General features: G+C 61.9%; 13 protein-coding genes and 2 pseudogenes. All 15 read left to right on the top strand.

What is annotated here, in order from left to right; genetic code table 11:
• Positions 1–81 precede the first annotated feature (81 nt).
• A pseudogene (locus tag J3P82_RS12110) lies at positions 82–1,170 on the top strand (cache domain-containing protein); the annotation flags it as partial.
• 387 nt (positions 1,171–1,557) lie between these two features.
• Positions 1,558–2,076: pseudogene (locus J3P82_RS12105) on the top strand (methyl-accepting chemotaxis protein); the annotation flags it as partial.
• A 165-nt stretch (positions 2,077–2,241) separates the two neighbouring features.
• Positions 2,242–2,688 (top strand): DUF411 domain-containing protein, encoded by a 447-nt coding sequence (locus tag J3P82_RS12100; RefSeq protein WP_434563352.1) that lies wholly within the window; start codon positions 2,242–2,244, stop codon positions 2,686–2,688.
• On the top strand, positions 2,688–3,122 hold the full coding sequence (locus J3P82_RS12095; protein WP_434563350.1) for a YqaA family protein: 435 nt from the start codon (positions 2,688–2,690) through the stop codon (positions 3,120–3,122). Before J3P82_RS12100 ends, J3P82_RS12095 begins: the two co-directional genes overlap by 1 nt.
• A gap of 87 nt (positions 3,123–3,209) precedes the next feature.
• Complete coding sequence (locus J3P82_RS12090; protein ID WP_434563348.1) at positions 3,210–4,241, top strand: alpha/beta fold hydrolase; 1,032 nt, start codon at positions 3,210–3,212, stop codon at positions 4,239–4,241.
• A gap of 11 nt (positions 4,242–4,252) precedes the next feature.
• A complete protein-coding gene (locus J3P82_RS12085) occupies positions 4,253–5,215 on the top strand; it encodes a D-2-hydroxyacid dehydrogenase family protein (RefSeq protein WP_434563346.1) in 963 nt (320 codons plus the stop codon).
• A 567-nt stretch (positions 5,216–5,782) separates the two neighbouring features.
• The gene (gene glgA, locus J3P82_RS12080) at positions 5,783–7,354 is read left to right on the top strand and encodes a glycogen synthase GlgA (protein WP_434563344.1); all 1,572 of its coding nucleotides are present in this window, start codon (positions 5,783–5,785) and stop codon (positions 7,352–7,354) included.
• 8 nt (positions 7,355–7,362) lie between these two features.
• The gene (treZ, locus tag J3P82_RS12075; protein ID WP_434563342.1) at positions 7,363–9,165 is read left to right on the top strand and encodes a malto-oligosyltrehalose trehalohydrolase; all 1,803 of its coding nucleotides are present in this window, start codon (positions 7,363–7,365) and stop codon (positions 9,163–9,165) included.
• Entirely contained in the window at positions 9,162–11,240 is a 2,079-nt protein-coding gene (gene malQ, locus J3P82_RS12070; protein WP_434563340.1) for a 4-alpha-glucanotransferase, read from the top strand. The genes treZ and malQ overlap by 4 nt, the downstream gene beginning before the upstream one ends.
• A complete protein-coding gene (locus J3P82_RS12065; protein ID WP_434563338.1) occupies positions 11,237–14,023 on the top strand; it encodes a malto-oligosyltrehalose synthase in 2,787 nt (928 codons plus the stop codon). The genes malQ and J3P82_RS12065 overlap by 4 nt, the downstream gene beginning before the upstream one ends.
• Positions 14,024–14,044: 21 nt before the next feature.
• Entirely contained in the window at positions 14,045–14,398 is a 354-nt protein-coding gene (locus J3P82_RS12060) for a DUF2934 domain-containing protein (protein ID WP_434563336.1), read from the top strand.
• A 146-nt stretch (positions 14,399–14,544) separates the two neighbouring features.
• Positions 14,545–16,704 (top strand): glycogen debranching protein GlgX, encoded by a 2,160-nt coding sequence (gene glgX / locus J3P82_RS12055; RefSeq protein WP_434563334.1) that lies wholly within the window; start codon positions 14,545–14,547, stop codon positions 16,702–16,704.
• Positions 16,705–16,956: 252 nt separating this feature from the next.
• The gene (locus J3P82_RS12050) at positions 16,957–17,721 is read left to right on the top strand and encodes a PIG-L deacetylase family protein (protein ID WP_434563332.1); all 765 of its coding nucleotides are present in this window, start codon (positions 16,957–16,959) and stop codon (positions 17,719–17,721) included.
• Positions 17,722–17,862: 141 nt separating this feature from the next.
• Positions 17,863–18,663, top strand: coding sequence for an endonuclease/exonuclease/phosphatase family protein (locus J3P82_RS12045; protein WP_434563330.1), 801 nt, complete (start codon positions 17,863–17,865; stop codon positions 18,661–18,663).
• Between the two features lie 167 nt (positions 18,664–18,830).
• On the top strand, positions 18,831–21,251 hold the full coding sequence (locus J3P82_RS12040; RefSeq protein ID WP_434563328.1) for an autotransporter outer membrane beta-barrel domain-containing protein: 2,421 nt from the start codon (positions 18,831–18,833) through the stop codon (positions 21,249–21,251).
• Positions 21,252–21,306 lie beyond the last annotated feature (55 nt).

The raw sequence follows: 21,306 nt of genomic DNA, 5'->3' as shown, positions 1-21,306 counted from the left end.
CTATTGGCAAGGACGCCGATAGAATCGGTACGCCTATCCCAAACTGTTTCCGAAAGATGCCTTCGTGCAAGGAACGCCGCTATGCCCTCATTGCGCACCATTCAGGCCCGCTACACGCTGTTCCTGGTTCTGTTCATCCTGGTGTTATCCACCCTGACCGTTGTCGGCATCAGCTACCTCGTCGCGCCCAAGCTGCGTCACACCGAGGAGCAAGTGGCACTGAACCGCATTGCCGAGGTCGCCGAACAGATCCAAGGCGAACTGAACAAGGTACAGGCACAGCAACGCAGCATTACCCAGACCATCCCGCTGCTCGACAGCGATGCCATCGACAAGGTATTGCCGGGCCTGGTGGACCAGTACGGCGAGCTGAAAGTCTTCGGCGGCGGGATCTGGCCATTGCCCAATCAGCGCGCAGAGGGCCGCGGAAAATTCAGCACTTTCTGGCACCGTGACGCCTCCGGCAAGCTGGCAGTCAATACGTTCTGGAACAGCGACGCCGCGCCGAACTATTACGAACAACCGTGGCACAAGGGCGGCATGGCCACTCCTCCCGGAAAATGCGCCTGGGCGGCCGCTTACAAGGACGACGCCAGCGCCGAGCCTCGCACCAATTGCGCCATGTCCATCCAGAAAAATGGCGCGCCTTACGGCGTTTCCACCATCGACGTGACCCTGGGCTTCTTCAACGACTTGATCGCGCGCAAGGAAGCCGACTTGAGCGCCGAAATGCTGATCGTCGAAGGCGACGGCAAGATCATCAGCAACAGTTCCCGCATCAACGGCCAGATCGTGCTGAAAAACATCAGCGAACTGGCGGCGGACTCGCCCTTCGCCGCCCAGGTCAAGGCTGGCCTGGCCCACCGCGACCAACCGTTGCAACGCGTCGAATTCGATAACAAAGGCGAAGCCAGCACGTTCTTCATGCGCCCCATCGAGGGCTCGCCATGGTTCCTCGCCACCGCGCTGCCGACCCGCCTGATCACCGCCCAGCGTGATGACGTATTGAGCACGCTGAGCCTGTTGCAGATTCCGCTGGTGGTCCTGCTGGTGCTGATGCAGCTGTATGCGATCCGCCAATTGACCCACCGCATGAAGGTCCTCAAGGGCAACATCGATGCGCTGTCCAATGGCGATGCCGACCTGACGCGACGCATCACCATCCGCGCCGAGGACGAACTGGGCGCCATCGGTCACTCGGTCAACCGCTTCATCGCCTATCTGCAAGACATGATCGGTGAAGTCACCCAGGCCACCGGTGCCATGGCGTCGAGCCTGGATAACCTGCAACGGACCTCGACCCATACCAGCGAAATCCTCATGCGCCATGCCTCGGAAACCGACCAGACCGTGACCGCCATCACCGAGATGAGCTCCACGGCTGAAAGCGTCGCGCAGAACGCCGCCGAGACGGCAGCGTTTACCCAGCGTGCCAACGAGCATGCCGATCGCTCCCGGGTTGTGGTCGGAGAGGCATCTAACAGCGTCGTGGCGCTGATCGAGGAAGTGGCCAGTGCCACCCGCAAGGTCGAGAGCATGCAACAGGACGCACAACGCATCACCGAGATCCTCGGCGTGATCGGCGCCATCGCAGGGCAAACCAACCTGTTGGCTCTTAACGCCGCCATCGAAGCCGCCCGGGCCGGTGAACAAGGCCGTGGCTTCGCGGTGGTGGCCGACGAAGTTCGCGCCCTTGCCGCCCGGACCCAGGCCAGCACCTCGGAAATCAACGAGATGCTCACCCGCCTGACCCAAGGTGTCAGTTCGTCGGTCGCGGCCATGGAAAACACCCAAGCCAGTTGCCAATCGGCCGCCGACGCCACCTCAAGGGTCAACTCGGGGCTGGACGAAATGGCCGGCTCCGTCAGCCAGATCAACAGCCTGAGCACCCAGATCGCCACCGCCGCCGAACAACAGAGCGCGGTGACCGAGGAAATCAACCGCAGCATGGTGCAGATCCGGCACATGGTCGAAGAACTGGTGGAAAGCGGCCTCGCCAGCGAGAACAACACCCGCCAGCTGCTGGATGCCAATAGCCGGGTGAATGCAATCATGGGGCGGTTCAAGGTTCGCTAGTCCCCTTCAAAAGCAGATTTGTGGCGAGGAAGCTTGCTCCCTCGCCACAAAGGGCGTCACTGCGCCCAACCTGACAATTGTGTAATCCCCGCCTCAGCCCGCTGTCAGCTCGCCCTCGCTACTCTGTTATCCTCCCTCCAAACCGTTCGCTACGAGACCACTCCCATGGCCAATCCCCTGCATCTGCTCGCCTTGAGCGCCCTGTTCCTGACCTCCCTGGCCCAGGCCGCCGAACCGGTCACCATCGACGTCCATCGCGACGCCAATTGCGGCTGCTGCAAGAAGTGGATCTCCCATTTGCAAGATAACGGCTTGAAGGTCAACGACCACGTCGAGGCCGACATGAGTCCGGTCAAGCAGCGCCTGGGCGTAGCACCGAACCTGCGTTCGTGCCACACCGCCGTTATCAACGGCAAATTCGTCGAGGGCCACGTTCCGGCCGAGCAAGTACTGGCATTGAGCAAACGCGACGACCTGCTTGGCGTGGCCGCGCCGGGCATGCCGATGGGCTCGCCGGGCATGGAGATGGACGGCATGAGCGATGCCTACCGAGTGATCGGCCTGAAAAAAGACGGGACCCAAACCGTGGTGGCGGACTATCCGGCCCATTGATGGGCGAAGCGTACATCGGGCTGTTCCTCGCGGCGTTTGGCGCGGCGACCCTGTTGCCGTTGCAATCCGAGGCGCTGCTGGTGGGCTTGCTACTCAGCGAACGTTATGCGATCTGGCTGCTGCTGGCCGTTGCAACCCTCGGCAACGTCCTCGGTTCCCTGGTGAACTGGTGGCTGGGCACACGCCTGGAACAATTCAAGGACCGCCGCTGGTTCCCGGTCAGCCCGTCCCATCTGGACAAGGCCCGCCGCCATTACCAACGCTATGGGTACTGGACGCTGCTGCTCAGTTGGTTGCCCATCATCGGCGATCCGCTGACGTTGGTCGCAGGCGTGATGGGTGAGCCCTGGCGGCGCTTCCTGGTGATCGTGACCCTGGCCAAGGGCCTGCGTTACGGCGTGCTCACCTGGGCGACCCTCGGCTGGATGGGTTGAACGTTCCTGCGCTTGGGTTGCCTGTGGTTAATGTCGCCATAATCGAGCCGTTCCAGGATCGGCCGGTTGCCAAAAAGGAGATCGACCATGCCGCGTTCCACCGTCCGCTGGCTGCCCAGCCTGTTCCTGACCGCTGCCCTGCCGCTGCTCGCCCAGGCCGCGAACCCACCTGAAGGCCCGGCCTACGGACCGCAGCTTGAGGGTTTTGAGTATCCCTATACGCTCAAGCATTTCCCCATCCAGTCCCAAGGCAAGTCATTGCAGATGGGCTATATGGACGTACCCGCCCAAGGCAAGGCCAACGGCCGCACGGTGGTGTTGATGCATGGCAAGAATTTCTGCGCCGCCACCTGGGGCGATTCGATCAAGGCGCTCAGTGACGCCGGTTACCGGGTCATCGCCCCGGACCAGATCGGCTTCTGCACCTCCAGCAAGCCGGACCACTACCAATACAGTTTCCAGCAACTGGCGACCAATACTCAGGCGCTGCTCAAGGCCCTCGGCGTGCAAAAATCCATCGTGATGGGTCACTCCACCGGCGGCATGCTTGCCACCCGCTACGCGTTGCAGTTTCCTGACCAGGTCGAGCGCCTGGCAATGGCCAACCCTATCGGCCTGGAAGACTGGAAAGCCCTCGGCGTGCCCTACCGCACAGTCGACCAGTGGTACGAACGCGAGCTGAAACTCAGCGCCGAGGGCATTCGCACCTACGAACGCAATACCTATTACGGCGGACGCTGGAAACCGGAGTTCGACCGCTGGGTCGACATGCTCGCCGGAATGAACAAGGGCCCGGGGCATACCCAAGTGGCATGGAACTCAGCGCTGATCTACGACATGATCTTCACCCAGCCGGTCTACTACGAGTTCAAGGACCTGAAAGTCCCCACGCTGCTGCTGATCGGCACGTCCGACACCACCGCTATCGGCAGCGACATCGCGCCGCCGGCCGTGAAAGCCAAGCTGGGCCGCTACGACGTATTGGGCAAGCAGGTCGCCGAACTGATTCCACAGTCGACACTGGTAGAGTTCCCCAACCTGGGCCATGCGCCGCAGATGGAAGAGCCAGCTCGATTCCACAAGGCCCTGCTGGGCTGGCTGGACAAACCCATTCCCTGAAGAGGTGTTCCATGGCGGTGCACATTGCAGTCATCGATGATTGGCAGGACGTCGCAAGGGACGTGGTGGACTGGTCAGCGCTCGACGGCATCGGCGAGGTAACCTTTCTGCACGATTACCCCGCCGACCGCGATACCCTCGCCGAGCGTCTGCAGCGCTTCGACGTCATCTGCGTAATGCGCGAGCGCACCCGTTTCGATGAAGGACTGCTGTGCCGCCTGCCCAACCTGAAACTGCTGCTGACCGGCGGCATGCGCAATGCCGCCCTTGACCTCAAGGCCGCCGCGACACTGGGTATCCAGGTGTGCGGCACCGAAAGCTACAAGCACGCTGCGCCGGAGTTGACCTGGGCACTGGTCATGGCCCTGAGCCGCAATCTCGTGGCGCAAGCCAACGCCCTGCGCGCCGGGCTGTGGCAACAGGGCCTGGGCGGCGATTTGCACGGCAAGACCCTGGCGATCCTGGGCCTGGGCAGCATTGGCACGCGAGTGGCGCAGTTCGGCCAGGTGTTCGGCATGCGCGTGATCGCCTGGAGCGAAAACCTGACCGCCGAGCGAGCCGCCGCAGCCGGTGTGGCCTACGTGAGCAAGCAAGCGCTGTTCGAGCAGGCCGATGTCCTCTCGATCCACCTGGTGCTCAGCGAACGCAGCCAGGGCCTGGTGGATGCCCAGGCCCTGGGCTGGATGAAGCCCGAGGCGCTGCTGGTCAATACCGCGCGCGGGCCGATTGTCGACGAGGCGGCCCTGATCGACGCGCTCCGGCACAAACGCCTGGCTGGCGCCGCCCTGGACGTATTCGCCGAGGAACCGTTGCCGCCCGACCACCCGTTCCGAACCCTCGACAACGTGTTGGCCACGCCTCACGTGGGGTACGTCAGCCGGCAGAATTACCAGCAGTTCTACGGCCAGATGATCGAGGACTTGCAGGCCTGGGCGGCTGGCACGCCAATCAGGATGCTGGCCCCGGGCGGTTGAATATCCCCTTCACTGGACTGACACCACCGCTATCGCCAGCAAGCACGCTCCACATGAAGCCTGTGGACGCTCTCTTATAGGCCATCAAAACGCCTCCATCCAGCCCGCCCTCTTATAGTGCGCAGCGCTGTTGAACCGCGCACGCGATTGAACCACCGCACCCTCCCTACACCCCGAATATTTCAAACAACCTGCACTTCGTCGGTTCGTGTTCCCCCACGTCGTGTAAGAGATCGCCGACAACCGACGTGATTGTCGGACAATTCGACGAAGCGAACCGCACCGCTCTAGCTTCTGACCTAGACTGCCTGTCCGGGCGGAAAACCGACCGGTCATCAGAAGACAAAAAAGTCGAAACTTTTCGCAACGGCGACGGGTCAGGTTAGAGGTAGGGCTACAACGGCTGGAGCATTCCTTGCAACGGTCCCCTCACCTGATTCGCTTTGCCGCATTGGGCAGCGCTTTGCTCTCCTTGCGTAGCGCTCGTGCGCCTGGCCGCAGGATTCGGCCAATGAAACAACAGCTCTGGCGCTTGCCGGAAACAGATCGAGAAAATAGGAGTTATTTATGATCAGTGCTGCCTTGGAACCACAGCAAGTCCGCTCTCAACTACCGCCGGCGGCTGGGTCGCCGACGGCACCGGTGCTGGCCACCGGAGGCAAGGCACTGCTCCCTGTAGCCCGACAGAATCCCAATCGCAAGAAGATTTTGTTCGTCACCTCGGAAATTGCCGACCTGGTAAAGACCGGCGGCCTGGGCGACGTTTCTTCCGCCCTGCCGCGGGCGATGGCCGGCTTGCATGACGTTCGGGTACTGATTCCCGGCTACCCGCAGGTCATGAACAGCGGCAACCCGATCCACATCATTGGCGAACTGGGCGGCCATGCCGCGCTGCCGCCGTGCAAGATCGGTCGCATGGATATGGCCGACGGCTTGGTGATCTACGTACTGATCTGTCCCGAACTGTATGCCCGCGAAGGGTCTCCCTACGGCGCCAACAATGGGCGCGACTGGCCCGACAACCATATACGCTTCGCTCGCCTGGGCCTGGCCGCGGCGGACATCGCTGCCAATCTTGCGCAGATCCACTGGTGTCCCGACCTGGTCCACGCCCATGACTGGCCAGCCGGACTTGCGCCCGCTTATATGCACTGGCGCGGCCAACGAACGCCTACCCTGTTTACCATCCATAACCTGGCGTACCAAGGCGTGGTCAGCCTGGCGTCCTGCCCTGAATTGGGCATCCCGGAGCATGCGCTGCAACAGGAAGGCATGGAATTCTACGGCAAGCTGTCGTTCCTGAAAGCCGGCATGGCCTATTCCAGCCACATCACTACGGTCAGCGCCACCTACGCCCAGGAAATAACCACGCCGGAATTCGGTTGCGGGCTCGATGGGTTCCTTGCCGCCAAGACCCAGCAAGGCCTGCTCAGCGGCATTCCCAACGGCATCGATGAGAGCTGGGACGCCGCTACCGACACTCACCTGCAGCGCCAGTTCTCCATCGGCGACTGGGACGGCAAGGCTGCCAACGCCGTCCATGTACGCGACCTGTTCGGCCTGGACGAATCCAGCGGCCCGCTGTTCGCCGTGGTGTCGCGCCTGGTTTTCCAGAAAGGCCTGGACCTCACCGAAGCCGTTGCCGAATTCATCGTCGAGTCCGGCGGGCAGATTGCAATCATCGGCCGTGGCGAACCGGAAGAAGAACAGGCCATGCGCGAACTGGCGCTGCGCTTCCCTGGACGGATCGGCGTGCGCATCGGCTTCAACGAAACCGACGCTCGGCGGATGTTCGCTGGGAGTGATTTCCTGCTGATGCCGTCGCGCTACGAGCCCTGCGGCTTGAGCCAGATGTATGCCCAGCGCTTTGGCTCGCTCCCAGTGGCGCGCAATACCGGCGGGCTCGCGGACACTATCGAAGACGGCATCACCGGCTTTCTGTTCGACGAATCCACCGTGGAAAGCTACAAGCAGGCCTTGAGCCGGGCTTTCAAGGTGTTCGAGTTCCCCGAACTGCTCAATGCCATGCGTTGCCGGGCGATGTCGGCCCCCTTCAACTGGTGCAAGGCCGTGGAACCCTACGCCGAACTCTATGAACAACTGGTAGCTAAATCGCTAGGAAAGTCGGCCAGACAATGAGGTAACCGATGCCGTCAAGGACGCCTGAAACCTGGACCCACGGTGCGGTCTTGCTTGATCCCGAGCACACCCGTTTTGCCCTGTGGGCCCCTGATGCCTTTTATGTCAGTGTCGAAATCGACACTGGCGAATCCATACCGATGCTGCCCCAGGCCAATGGCTGGTTCATGATCCAGGCCCGTTGCCCCGCCGGCACTCGTTACCGCTTTAATATCGATGGAGAGATGGAGGTGCCCGATCCGGCCTCCCGAGCCCAGGACGGTGATATTGACCGCCACAGCGTGGTGGTCGACCCCCATGCTTATCAATGGCGCCACACCAGTTGGTCCGGTCGCCCTTGGTACGACGCGGTCATCTATGAGCTGCACGTCGGCGCCCTCGGCGGTTTTGAAGGCGTCGAACAACAGCTGGCACGCCTCGCCGGGCTTGGCGTCACCGCTATCGAACTGATGCCGCTGTCGCAGTTTCCCGGCGATCGCAACTGGGGTTACGACGGCGTACTGCCCTACGCCCCCCAGGCTTCCTACGGCACACCGGACCAGCTCAAGCACCTGATCGACAGCGCCCACGGCCATGGCTTGGCGGTCATCGTCGATGTGGTCTACAACCACTTCGGTCCTGACGGCAATTACCTGCACCGCTACGCCAAGGGATTTTTTCGCGAAGACAAGCACACGCCCTGGGGCGCGGCGATTGATTTCCGCCGGCGCGAGGTGCGCGACTTTTTCATCGAAAACGCGCTGATGTGGTTGCTGGAATACCGTTTCGACGGCCTGCGCCTGGACGCCGTGCACGCGATCGAAGACCCGGACTTCCTTCAGGAATTGGCCGCCGAGGTACGCCAGCAGGTGGACCCGACGCGGTACGTCTGGTTGACCGTCGAGAACGAACACAACCAGGCCCGCCTGTTGGAAGAAGGCTACGACGCCCAGTGGAACGACGACGGCCATAACGCGTTGCACGTGCTGCTGACTGGCGAAACCGATGCCTATTACGCCGACTATGCCGAGCAAACGACGGAAAAACTCGCACGCTGCCTGAGCCAGGGTTTCGTTTTCCAAGGCCACACCAACCGCCATGGCGAAACCCGCGGCGAACCCAGCGGACATTTGCCGCCCAGCGCCTTTGTTCTGTTCCTTCAGAATCACGACCAGATCGGCAATCGGGCTCTGGGCGAACGCCTGCACCAACTTGCCCCGCCGCAGGCGCTGCAAGCCGCAACAGCCTTGTTACTGCTATCACCCATGATCCCGTTGATGTTCATGGGCGACGAAGTGATCGCCGAACAACCGTTCCTGTTTTTCACCAGCCACCATGGCGAACTGGCAGAGCTGGTGCGTGAAGGCCGGCGCAACGAATTCAAGGCCTTCAGTGCCTTTGCCGATCCCGAGAAACGCGAGCGGATCCCCGACCCGAACGCCGCCAGCACCTTCGATGCTTCACGGCCCAGCCTGGAAGCCCATCAACCGGAGCAACTGGCCAGCGAAGCGCTCTATCGCCACTTGTTGAAAATTCGCCGCGAGGAAATTGTCCCGCGGTTGCCCGCCGCCCATGCCCTGGGCACCGATGTACTGGGGCATGGCGCCGTGAGCGCGCGCTGGCAAATGGGCGACGGGAGTGTGTTGCGCATCGACCTGAACCTCAGCGCCCAGCCGGTCAAACACAGCGCACCGCAAGAGGCGCAGATTCTTTTCGAACATCCACCGCAGGCCATGGGTCTGTTGCAGCAAGGGGTACTCAGGCCCTACAGCGCGCTGGTCAGTCTGACGCAAGCGACAACCTTGCCTAACATCACTGGAGAGCGCCTATGAGCGATGCGCAACTTGAAATTCTCGCGGGTCGAGCGGGCCTGGCAGTCGATTGGATCGACGCCAACGGCCGTGCGCAAAAAGTCTCACCGGCGGTATTGCGCTCGGTCCTCACTGGCCTGGGCCATCCCGCCGGTAGTGCCCAGGAAATCGACGCCAGCCTGCTGCAATTGCAAGAAGATCAACAGAATCATCGCCTGCCCCCGCTGATCACGGCGGACGCAGGCGTGAACGTCGACCTGCGTCGTTATTTCGAGCCCGCCACGCCTTGCGAGATCCAGCTCGAGGATGGCGCGACATTGAATCTGAAGCTCGATGCCGATGCCGCTTTGCCGGGGATCGTTCCGGTGGGCTATCAGCACGTCAGTATTCAAGGCCAGCATTTCACTCTGGCCGTGGCACCCGCTCGCTGCTATAGCGTCGCCGATGCCGTGGACGATCCGGCACCCAGGGCCTGGGGCTTGAGCGCGCAGCTGTATTCGCTACGCCGCCCCGGTGACGGCGGCTTCGGCGACACCCAGGCCTTGGAAGAACTGGCGCGGGTGGCCGGCGAACGTGGTGCCGATGCCTTGGCCATCAGCCCGATGCACGCCATGTTCAGCAGCGACACCGGACGCTACAGCCCCTATTCACCGTCCAGCCGGTTGTTCCTCAACAGCTTGTACGCCGCGCCCGGTACCATCCTGGGCGAGCGTGCGCTGCGCACCGCCATCGACGCCACGGGCTTGACCAACCAACTGCGCAGCCTTGAAGACCAACCGCTCATCGATTGGCCAGTCGCCGCCGAGGCCAAGCAAAGGGTGCTTCGCGCCTTGTACGACGGTTTCAGTCAGGGCGAACATCCGTTGCATGAGGATTTCAGCAGCTTTCGCCACAGCAGCGGTGAAGCCCTGGAAAATCACTGTCGTTTCGAAGCGCTCCAGGCCGAACGCGCAGCACGGGGCGAAAGCCTCGACTGGCGGCAATGGCCCGAAGAATGGCGCGACCCGCGCAGTGCGGCGATAGCCCGTTTCGCCGAAGAGAACGCCGACGAAATCGGCTTCTACGCCTTTTGCCAATGGTTGATCGCCCGCTGCCTGGAACGCGCCCAGAGCGCCGCCAGATCCAGCGGGATGAGCATCGGTCTGATCGCCGACCTCGCGGTGGGCGCCGATGGTGGCGGCAGCCAGGCCTGGAGCCGGCAGGACGAACTGCTCGCCTCGCTGACGGTTGGCGCACCGCCGGACATTCTCAACCGTTCCGGACAAGGCTGGGGGATCTCGGCGTTCTCCCCCGAGGGGCTGGTACGCAACGGGTTCCGCGCCTTCATTGAAATGCTCCGGGCCAATTTCGCCCATGCCGGCGGCTTGCGCATCGATCACATCATGGGCCTGCAACGCTTATGGGTGATCCCCAACGATGCCCCGCCCACCGACGGCGCTTATCTTTACTACCCGATCGATGACCTACTGCGGCTGCTGGCCCTCGAATCCCATCGTCACCGGGCCATCGTGCTCGGCGAGGACCTTGGCACCGTGCCCGATGGCCTGCGGGAAAAACTCGCGGCGCGTTCCATCCTCGGCATGCGCGTGCTGCTGTTCGAACAGGACAACACCCACTTCAAGCCTATCCTCGATTGGCCGGACGATGCCTTGGCCACGACCAGTACCCATGATCTGCCGACCCTCAACGGTTGGTGGCATGGCCATGACATCGACTGGAACGCGCGGCTGGAGCTGATCGACTCTCATACAGAGATGGACTGGCGAAAACACCGCCAGCGCGAACGCGACGGACTGCGCAACGCGCTGGACCAGGACCCGCAGAACTTTCGCGAAGAACACCGTGAAACGGACCAGGTGCTGGACGCCAGCGTGCGCTTCCTCGGCCACACCCGTGCGCCGCTGGTGTTGCTGCCCTTGGAGGATGCCCTGGGCATCGACGAGCAGGCTAACCTGCCCGGCACCACCGACACCCACCCCAATTGGCGGCGTCGCCTGGCTTTGGAGAGCCGCGTGCTGTTGGACGACCCGGACGCCGCTCGGCGTCTGGAAATACTCGCCTGCGCGAGACTTCAGGCGAACGAGCGTGACCGATGAACCAGACATTAACTCCACCACTGCGGGCCACCTTGCGCCTGCAGTTTCACAAAGGCTTCACCCTGGACGATGCCATACCGCAGGTGCCCTACTTCGCATCATTGGGCATCAGCCACATCTACGCTTCACCGTTGCTGAAGGCGCGAGCCGGATCGATGCACGGCTACGACGTGGTCGATCCAACCCAGGTCAACCCGGAGCTGGGCGGCGAGGCGGCGCTCAAACGCTTGGTCGCGACGTTACGCGAACATCGGATGGGCCTGATCCTCGACATCGTCTCCAACCATATGGCCGTCGGCGGTAACGACAATCCCTGGTGGCTGGACCTGCTGGAATGGGGGCGCCTGAGTCCTTATGGTGAATTCTTCGACATCCAGTGGCATTCCCCCGACCCGCTGATGTCAGGCCAGTTGCTTCTCCCCTTCCTCGGCAGCGACTACGGCGTGGCGTTGCAAGAAGGCACCTTGAAGTTGCACTTCGATGCCACGCAAGGCAGCTTCCAGGTCGAACATTACGAGCATCGCTTCCCCATCTGCCCGATGCAGTACGGTGAGCTGCTCAAGCCCTCGGACAACTTGCCCGCCGAACAGGTCGATGCACTCAAGGCCCTGGGCGAGCGTTTCACCACACTGAACTACCAGAACGACGCCCACTCTCTCGCCCGTCCCTTGCAATTGGAACTGCGAGACCTGGCCGTGCAACCGGCGATCCTGAACGCCATTGAGAACAACCTGAGCGGCTACGATTCCACTGGACCGGAAGGTTTCGAACGCCTGCATCGGCTGCTGGAGCGCCAGAGCTACCGGCTCGCGAGTTGGCGCACGGCAGCAGACGACATCAATTGGCGGCGTTTTTTCGACGTCAACGAGCTGGGCGGCCTGCGCGTCGAGCGGCCTGCGGTGTTCGAAGCGACCCACGCGAAAATCTTCGAGCTGATCGCCGCAGGGTGGGTGGACGGCCTGCGCATCGATCACATTGACGGCTTGGCCGACCCTCGTGGTTATTGCCGCAAACTGCGCCGCCGCGTCGACTCGCTTGCGCCCTCGCGGCACCTGCCGATTTTCGTCGAGAAAATCCTCGGCGATGGCGAAACCCTGCGCCGGGACTGGGACATTGATGGCAGCACCGGTTATGAATTCATGAACCAGATTTCCCTGCTGCAACATGCCCCCGCAGGGGCCGAGCCCCTCGCGGAGTTCTGGAGCCGGCACACCGAACGCCCGGCGCATTTCATTGAAGAAGCGCGCCTGGCCCGCCAGCAGATTCTCAACGGCTCCCTGGCCGGGGATTTCGAAAGCGTCGCCCAAGCCCTGTTGCAGGTCGCGCGGGACGACGTGATGACCCGGGACCTGACCCTGGGCGCGATACGTCGGGCATTGCAGGAACTGATCGTGCATTTCCCGGTGTATCGCACCTACATCAGTCCCCTCGGCCGCTCGGCCGAAGACGAAGTGTTTTTCCAGAAAGCCTTGGAAGGCGCTCGACAAACCCTCAGCGAAGCCGACTGGCCGGTCCTCGATTGCCTGGCCAATTGGCTCGGTGGCATGCCTTGGCGCCGGCGGCCTCGCGGCAGTGAACGCAAACGGCTGCGCCACGCCTGCGTGCGCTTCCAGCAACTGACCTCTCCAGCCGCCGCCAAGGCGGTAGAAGACACCGCGCTCTATCGCTCGGCGGTGCTGCTGTCGCGCAATGACGTAGGCTACAACACCGAACGGTTCAGCGCCCCGGCCGATGAATTCCACAACGCTTGTGTCGAGCGCCTGGAGCATTTCCCCGACAACCTGATAACCACGGCCACCCATGACCACAAGCGTGGCGAAGACACCAGGGCCCGACTGGCAGTCATCAGCGAACGCACCGATTGGTACACCACGTGCGTGGAGCAATGGCGCATCCTCTCGCCGTCCCTGCACAGCGATCCCGCGGCTCCTTCGGCCGGTGACGAGCTGATTCTTTACCAGGCGCTGCTCGGCAGTTGGCCGCTGAACCTCGACCTGCAAGATCACAAGGCGCTGGCCGACTACACCGAACGCCTGTGGCAATGGCAACGCAAGGCCTTGCGCGAGGCCAAGTTGCAAAGCAGTTGGGCGGCCGTCAACGACGGCTATGAGCAAGCCACCCAGATGTTCCTGGAACGATTGCTGCTGTGCGACGAGGGCTTGCCTTTGCGCTCGGCCATCGCCGAGGCGGTGCAGACCATCGCTGCGACCGGCGCGCTGAATAGCTTGGCGCAAACCTTGCTGCGCATGACCGTGCCCGGCGTACCGGATCTGTACCAAGGCAACGAGTTCTGGGACTTCAGCCTGGTTGACCCGGACAACCGTCGCCCGGTGGATTTCCAGGCTCGTCGCCAGGGCATCCACGCAGACAACGCACCCGACGAGCTGATACACAACTGGCGCGACGGGCGAGTCAAGCAGGCGCTGATCGCCCGGACGCTGGCTCTGCGGTCCGAATACCCGCAACTGTTTGGCCAAGGCAGCTACCAGCCACTGCCGGTGCACGGCAAACACGCCTCCCAGGTACTGGCCTTCATGCGTGAATACCAGCAGCAACGGGCAGTCGTCGTGGTGCCGATTCACGCGGCCAGCCTGCTGGAAAACGGTGCCCGGCCCCACGTGGTTGCATCGGACTGGGGCGACACACGCGTGTCGTTACCGTTTGCCGCCAAGGATGAAAAACTGAAGGGACTTTTTGCAAGCGCAGCAGTCACACCCCAAAGGGAGCTGATGGTCAGCGCCGCGCTGGGGGATTTCCCGGTCAATGTCTTTATTGAATCTTGAGTCAAAGTCAGGAGCACTGCGATGAGTACCGACGATAAACGCATTCGTGAATTCGCCTACCAGATCTGGGAGTCGGAAGGTAAGCCCGCCGGGCAGGAAAAACGTCATTGGGAAATGGCCCGCAAGCTGGCCGAAGCCGAAGCCCTGGCGCCAAGCAAACCAGCGAAGGCTGCCAGTAAGACCGCCGCCAGCAAGACTGACGGCACCAAGCCGGCAGCGGCCAAGAGCGTCACCGCCAAGGCTGCCACCAAGAACACCACGCCCAAGGCCAAGCCAGCGGCAAAACCTTCGGCGGCACCGGCGGCAGTGGTTCCGCCTGCCGACAAGGCCGCCGCGAAAAAGCCCCGAGCGACGCGCAAGCCACCGGCGGTCTGACCTACCGAACTCGTCGTTCTCAAGCCAGTGTTCCTTTTAGCGAAGGGGCCTGCTTGTGGCGCGGGGATGTATCTCCTCGCCACAAGCGCAAGGCACGCAGTCCTGCGTGCACCGCATCACCGTATTCGTCTTCTGCAGGAGCAACTATGACCCGTCCAAACAAAACCACGCCGCCGCCCGTTATCGAGGCTTCGCGGATTCGTGAGGGGCTGCCGTTTCCGCTCGGCGCGACCTGGGATGGCCTCGGGGTCAATTTCGCGTTGTTCTCAGCCAACGCCACCAAGGTCGAACTGTGCATCTTCGATGACACCGGCGAGGTCGAACTCGAGCGTATCGAGCTGCCGGAGTACACCGATGAGATTTATCACGGCTATCTGCCCGATGCCCATCCGGGCCTGATCTATGGCTATCGGGTCCATGGTCCGTACGATCCTGAGAATGGCCATCGATTCAACCCCAACAAATTGCTGATCGACCCGTACGCCAAACAACTGGTCGGGGAGCTTAAGTGGTCCGAGGCGTTGTTTGGCTACACCATTGGCCACCCCGACGGCGACCTCAGTTTCGATGAACGAGACAGCGCGCCCTTCGTGCCAAAGTGCAAAGTCATCGACCCGGCGCATACCTGGGGACACGACCATCGGGTCAGCGTGCCGTGGGACAAGACCATCCTCTACGAAACCCATGTGCGCGGCATCACCATGCGCCATCCCTCGGTGCCTGAGCACCTGCGTGGCACGTTCGGCGGCCTGATGGTCGATGATGTGCTTGAACACATTCGCAAGCTGGGCGTTTCCTCGGTGGAGTTGATGCCAATCCATGCCTTCGTCAACGACCAGCATCTGCTGCACAAGGGCATGACCAACTATTGGGGCTACAACAGCATCGCCTTCTTCGCCCCGGACCCACGCTACTTGGCCAGCGGCAAGATCGCCGAATTCAAGGAAATGGTCGCGCACATGCACGAGGCCAACCTGGAAGTCATTCTGGACGTGGTCTACAACCACACCGCCGAAGGCAACGAACAGGGCCCAACCCTGTCCATGCGCGGCATCGACAACGCTTCGTACTACCGCCTGATGCCCGACGACAAACGCTACTACATCAACGACTCCGGCACCGGCAACACCCTGGACCTGAGCCATCCCTGCGTCCTGCAGATGGTCACCGACTCCCTGCGCTATTGGGCCACGGAAATGCACGTGGACGGGTTCCGCTTCGACCTGGCGACTATCTTGGGCCGATACCATGACGGCTTCGACGAACGCCACAGCTTCCTCGTCGCCTGTCGGCAGGACCCGGTATTGCGCCAGGTAAAAATGATCGCCGAACCGTGGGACTGTGGCCCCGGCGGCTATCAGGTGGGAGGTTTCCCGCCTGGCTGGGCCGAGTGGAACGACAAGTTCCGCGACACCGTGCGCGCCTTCTGGAAAGGCGATGATGGCCAGCTCGCCGACTTCGCCAGCCGCATGACCGCTTCGGGCGAGATGTTCAACCAGCGCGGTCGTCGTCCCTATGCCTCAGTGAATTTCGTGACTGCCCACGACGGGTTCACCCTGCATGACTTGGTGTCGTACAACGACAAGCACAACGAAGCCAACGATGAAAACAACCAGGACGGCAGCAACAACAACCTGTCCTGGAACCACGGCGTGGAAGGTCCGACGGACGATCCGGAGATCAATGCACTGCGCCATCGGCAGATGCGCAACTTCTTCGCGACTCTGTTGTTGGCCCAAGGCACGCCGATGATCGTCGCCGGCGACGAATTCGCTCGTACCCAACACGGCAACAACAACGCCTACTGCCAGGACAGCGAGATCGGCTGGGTCAATTGGGACCTGAGCGAGGATGGCGAGGCGCTGCTCAAGTTTGTCAAGCGCATGATCAAATTGCGCCTGTCTTACCCGATCCTGCGGCGCGGGCGTTTCCTGGTGGGCAATTACAACGAGGACATCGGCGTCAAGGATGTCACCTGGCTGGCCCCGGACGGCAGCGAGATGACCGTTGAACAATGGCAGGACGGCCAAGGGCGCTGCCTGGGCATGTTGATGGACGGACGCGCCCAGGAAACCGGCATCCGTCGAAAAGGCGCTGACGCAACGTTGCTGCTGGTGGTCAATGCCCATCATGACATCGTCAATTTCTGCCTGCCGGAAGTGCCCGAAGGCAGTTTCTGGACGTGCATGGTGGACACCAACCAGCCGGCTGTAAGCGGGCAGGAGCGTTTCGATTTCGAATCGGAATATTCTGTGACCGGGCGCTCGTTGCTGTTGTTCGAACTTCAACGTGAAGAAGAGGGTTGAGGCCGGCTCAACCACTTGCAGAGGGAGAGGACCGCAAGGACGCGTTCCTCTACCGCGCATAATGCAGCTGGAAAAAAATAACTGTTCAGATACACATTCCGACGCGACGAAACCGCCAGCATGGTCAATACTTCGCGTGCGGTAGATTCCAGGACTGGAAGCATCGCGAATCACAGCCAGGCCCTTACGGGCCACACCGGGCGGCAGGCCCGATGCATGGCTGCAAGATTGGACATGACAAGGACGTACCTCATGAAACCCGCCTCTCGCTTGCAAGGCCGGCATCACCCCCAGATATGGAACAGCGCGCCGCAACTGGCCGACATTCCCATCATCAGTACCCAGACCCTCATTCCCCAAGGCGCCCGCGCGGTCATCCTTGCCCCGCACCCTGGCGATGAAGTGGGTGCCTGTGGCGGGCTGCTCCAGTTGTTGAGCAACCTGGACCAACCCATGTTGTTGATTTCAGTCACCGACGGCGATCTCAGCCACCCCGGCTCGCCATTGTGGTCCGATGAACGACTGCGCACGTTCCGTCCGCATCCCCAGGAAAGCGTGGACGCCCTGCATCGCCTGGGCGTGCCTGCCCATGGCCTGCAATGGGTACGTGCCGGCTTCCCGGAAAAAAGCCTGGACGAGCATGAAGCGCAGCTCGCCGCGTTCATCGGCCATCACCTGCGGCCAGGCGACGTGGTCTTCGGCACTTGGCGCATGGATGGCGACAGCGATCACGACACAGTCGGCCGCGCCGGAGCCTTGGCCGCAGAAAAGATCGGCGCGGTGTTCAACGAAGTGCCCGTGTGGGCCTGGCATTGGCCGGTTCGTGAACAAAACAAGATACCCTGGCATCGGGCTCGCAAGTTACGCCTGGACGTCTGGACCACCGCGCGCAAGCGCCACGCCATGCACGCCTATGCCAGTCAGCTCAGCGGGGAACCCGCCAGCGGCATTGCACCGCTGGTACCGCGGGTTATCCTGGAGCGCATGGGCATGCCGTATGAGATTGTTTTCATCTGATCGTCGAAATCATCTGCGGGACCTGACTCCTGAGTTGATTCCTCAGTTCCAGTCGCCCGTGATGCCATGCCACCAAGAATTCCGGAACTGCCGCAGCCGCCATCAGTCGCATGAACAGATACGTCTGACGCAGGAGTGAACGTGACTCGCGATCCCGACTGGCGGGCCCAGGAATCAGTGTCGTTGGAGACGCCAGCGGCGGTTCATCGGTTGCGCGTGCTGACAGTCAATACCCACAAGGGGTTTACCGCCCTCAACCGTCGTTTCATCTTGCCCGAACTGCGTGAGGCGGTGCGCAGTACGGGGGCCGACCTGGTTTTCCTGCAGGAAGTCCTTGGCGAACATGATCGACATGCCTCGCGCTATGACAATTGGCCGCAGACCTCACAATACGAATTCCTGGCCGACAGCATGTGGAGCGATTTTGCCTACGGGCGGAACGCGGTTTACCCCGACGGCCACCATGGCAACGCATTGCTTTCCAAATACCCTATCCGCCAGTTCCGCAATCTCGACGTATCGATCACAGGTCCGGAGCGGCGTGGATTGCTGCATTGTGTGCTGGACGTGCCAGGCCACGCCGAAGTCCATGGGATCTGCGTGCACCTGAGCCTGCTGGAAAGTCATCGCCAGCTGCAACTCACGCTGCTCTGCAAGCTACTCGATTCGTTGCCTGAGGACGCCCCGGTGATCATCGCTGGCGATTTCAACGATTGGCAATTGCGCGGTAACGTCACGCTCGCTCGTCGTCAGTATCTGCACGAAGCCTTCGAACACCATCATGGCCGCCCCGCTCGGACCTATCCCGCCCGTTTCCCGCTGCTACGCCTGGACCGCATTTATCTACGCAACGCCACCAGCCACGCGCCACAAATCCTCGGCAACAAGCCCTGGACACACCTGAGCGACCATCTGCCGCTGTCGGTGGAAGTGCATCTGTAATCGCGGATACCGGCAAAGCGACCTGTAAGATCTGACAGTAGCGGCGCTTTTCATTCGTTGCTAGCGTGCCTTGCATACAGCGAGCGTTGCCGGGTCCTGCGCGCCATTTGTCGTGCAACCACTGCTGATACCGGCATGCCAGGGATGCTGATGCAGAGGGATAGCAGATGATTCGGCGCAATCACGGTTTCAATCGCTTGTTCAACGCAATGTGGGTAGCGGCTCCGCTCCTGCTACCTGCCTCTTCCGCCATGGCCGCTTGCACGCTGACACCCACGGCAGGTGATGACACCTACGTGTGCGACAGCAGCACCAGTGCCGTCGGGCTCACGGACCTGTCGGGCGATAACACGCTGACAGTCGAAGGCACCGGCGTCATTCAAGGAGACGTCATCTTCGACGCTGGAAACGACACCATCAGGATCAATGCCAACGGCGTGATCGACGGAAACGTCGAGCAAGGTTCGGAAGCCGACGTGTTTGTGATGACGGGTGGCGAAATCGAGTCCCTCTCACAAGGCGACGGCCTTGATCGCTTCACAATGACCGGAGGCAACATCGTCGGAGCGTTCGAGGACGGCGACATCGCTCAAATGAGCGGCGGCACCATTGGCCGGGTCGACATGAAGCTCGACGATAATGTTTTCACAATGACGGGCGGGACGATCCAGGGCAATCTGGTCACTGGTTTCGGCAAGGACACAATCACGCTATCTGCCGGCAACATCGGCGGGAACGTCAGTGTCAGCGGTGGTGATGACAGCGTGACCGTCAGCGGCGGAAGCATCGGCGGCGAAGTGCGTACCAGTACCGGCAACGACACGTTTGTATGGAGCGGCGGTGAAATTCGCTCAGCTGTCTTGATGGGCGACGGCAATGACACCGCACAGTTGAGCACACTCACCGAAGCGGGGCTTGCCCCTACACCCCGTGTCGACGGCGGCTTGGGCCAAGACGTACTGGCATTTCAGGGCAGCACGTCCGGCACCGGTGCCCGTTACACGTTATGGGAAACGATCAAGCTTGCCCAAGGCTCACGCCTGGACTTGGCCGGTACACTGGTGCTAGGCGACAGCACCACCGGAACGGGGGTGCTTGAGATTGACGGCAGCAGCGTACTGACCTCGACTCAGGGCGTCATTGCACCGTTTACCGCTGGCCAGATGACCACACTCAACAACTCCGGGGTGATTGACCTCGCCGATGGCAACACCCGCACCGATGACACCCTCACGGTGCAAGGTAATTATGTGGGTAATGGCGGGCAATTGCGCCTGCAAACCGCCGTGGGGGCAGATGGCGCCGCCAGCGACAAGCTGGTGGTCAGTGGCGGCACGCTCACGGGCACCACCGCTATCAGCGTCACCAACCTGGGAGGCGCAGGCGGCCTGACCACCCAGGACGGCATCGAGCTGGTCCAGGCCCAAGGGGGAGCCGTCAGCGACAGCAATGCCTTTTCATTGGCGCAATCGGTCTCGGCCGGTGCGTTCGATTACCGTCTGTTCAAGGGCGGCGTGTCCGGCAATGCCGACACCTGGTATCTGCGCTCGACTGTCGTGGCAGGTCCGATCGCAGCGCCCAGCCCAACGTTACCGGCCCTGCCAGTCGCCGTGCCGGGCGCCGCGCCGATTCCACTGTATCGCCCGGAAGTCCCCACCTGGTCAGTGTTGCCCCCCGCCGCGGCACAACTGACCCTGATGGCCCTGGGCACGTTTCATGATCGCCAGGGCGACCAACGCCTGTTGACCGAAACCGGGGCGTTCGGCGCGGGCTGGGGCCGAGCCTACGGCAAGGACCTCGACCAGACCTGGGCCGGGACGGTTGCGCCGCGGTTCGACGGTTCAATCAAAGGTTTCCAGGTAGGCCACGACCTATACGCTGCGCCGACCTCTGGCGGCCAGACCCAGCGTATCGGGTTCTTTGTCGGCCATACCGAATTGAACGGCAACGTCGACGGTTTCAATCTGGGTTTCGAAGGTCGGCGCGCCGGCAAGATCGAACTCGACGGCGACAGCTATGGGCTGTATTGGACCCTGATCGATCCTTCCGGCGGGTATGTCGATGCGGTAGTCATGGGCACGCGATTGAATGGCGACAGCCGCTCCGATCGCGGCGTCAAGATCGACAATCGTGGGCACGCCCTGACCCTGTCGGCGGAGGCCGGCTATCCGTTTGCCGTGGGGCGCGATTGGGTGCTCGAACCCCAGGCGCAGATCATTCATCAGAAAATATCCCTGGACACCCAGGACGACGGTATCTCGAAGGTCGAATTCGATTCCGACAGTGCTTGGACCGGTCGCCTGGGCGCGCGGCTCAAGGGTCGCTACCAAGTCAGCGGTATGCCGGTGGAGCCTTATCTGCGGGCCAATCTCTGGCACACCTTCTCCGGCACCGATACGGTGACATTCGACGACACGCAACGGATCGAGACCGAACAACGCGCTTCCACCGCCGATCTGGGCGCGGGCGTTATCGTCAGCCTGGCGCCTACGGTCAGTGCCTACGCCGGCGTGGACTACAGCAATAACCTCGACAGCAACCAGCAACGCGGCATGGCCGGCAATATTGGCCTGCGAATCAGTTGGTGAATCCTGGCGATCTTTCGATAGAGGGGCCCACGTCCAAACGAATGGCAGGACCATC

The organism is Pseudomonas sp. Z4-20 (assembly GCF_051131955.1).
Classification (GTDB): domain Bacteria; phylum Pseudomonadota; class Gammaproteobacteria; order Pseudomonadales; family Pseudomonadaceae; genus Aquipseudomonas; species Aquipseudomonas marvdashtae.
This window is presented reverse-complemented; position numbering and strand designations above follow the sequence as displayed.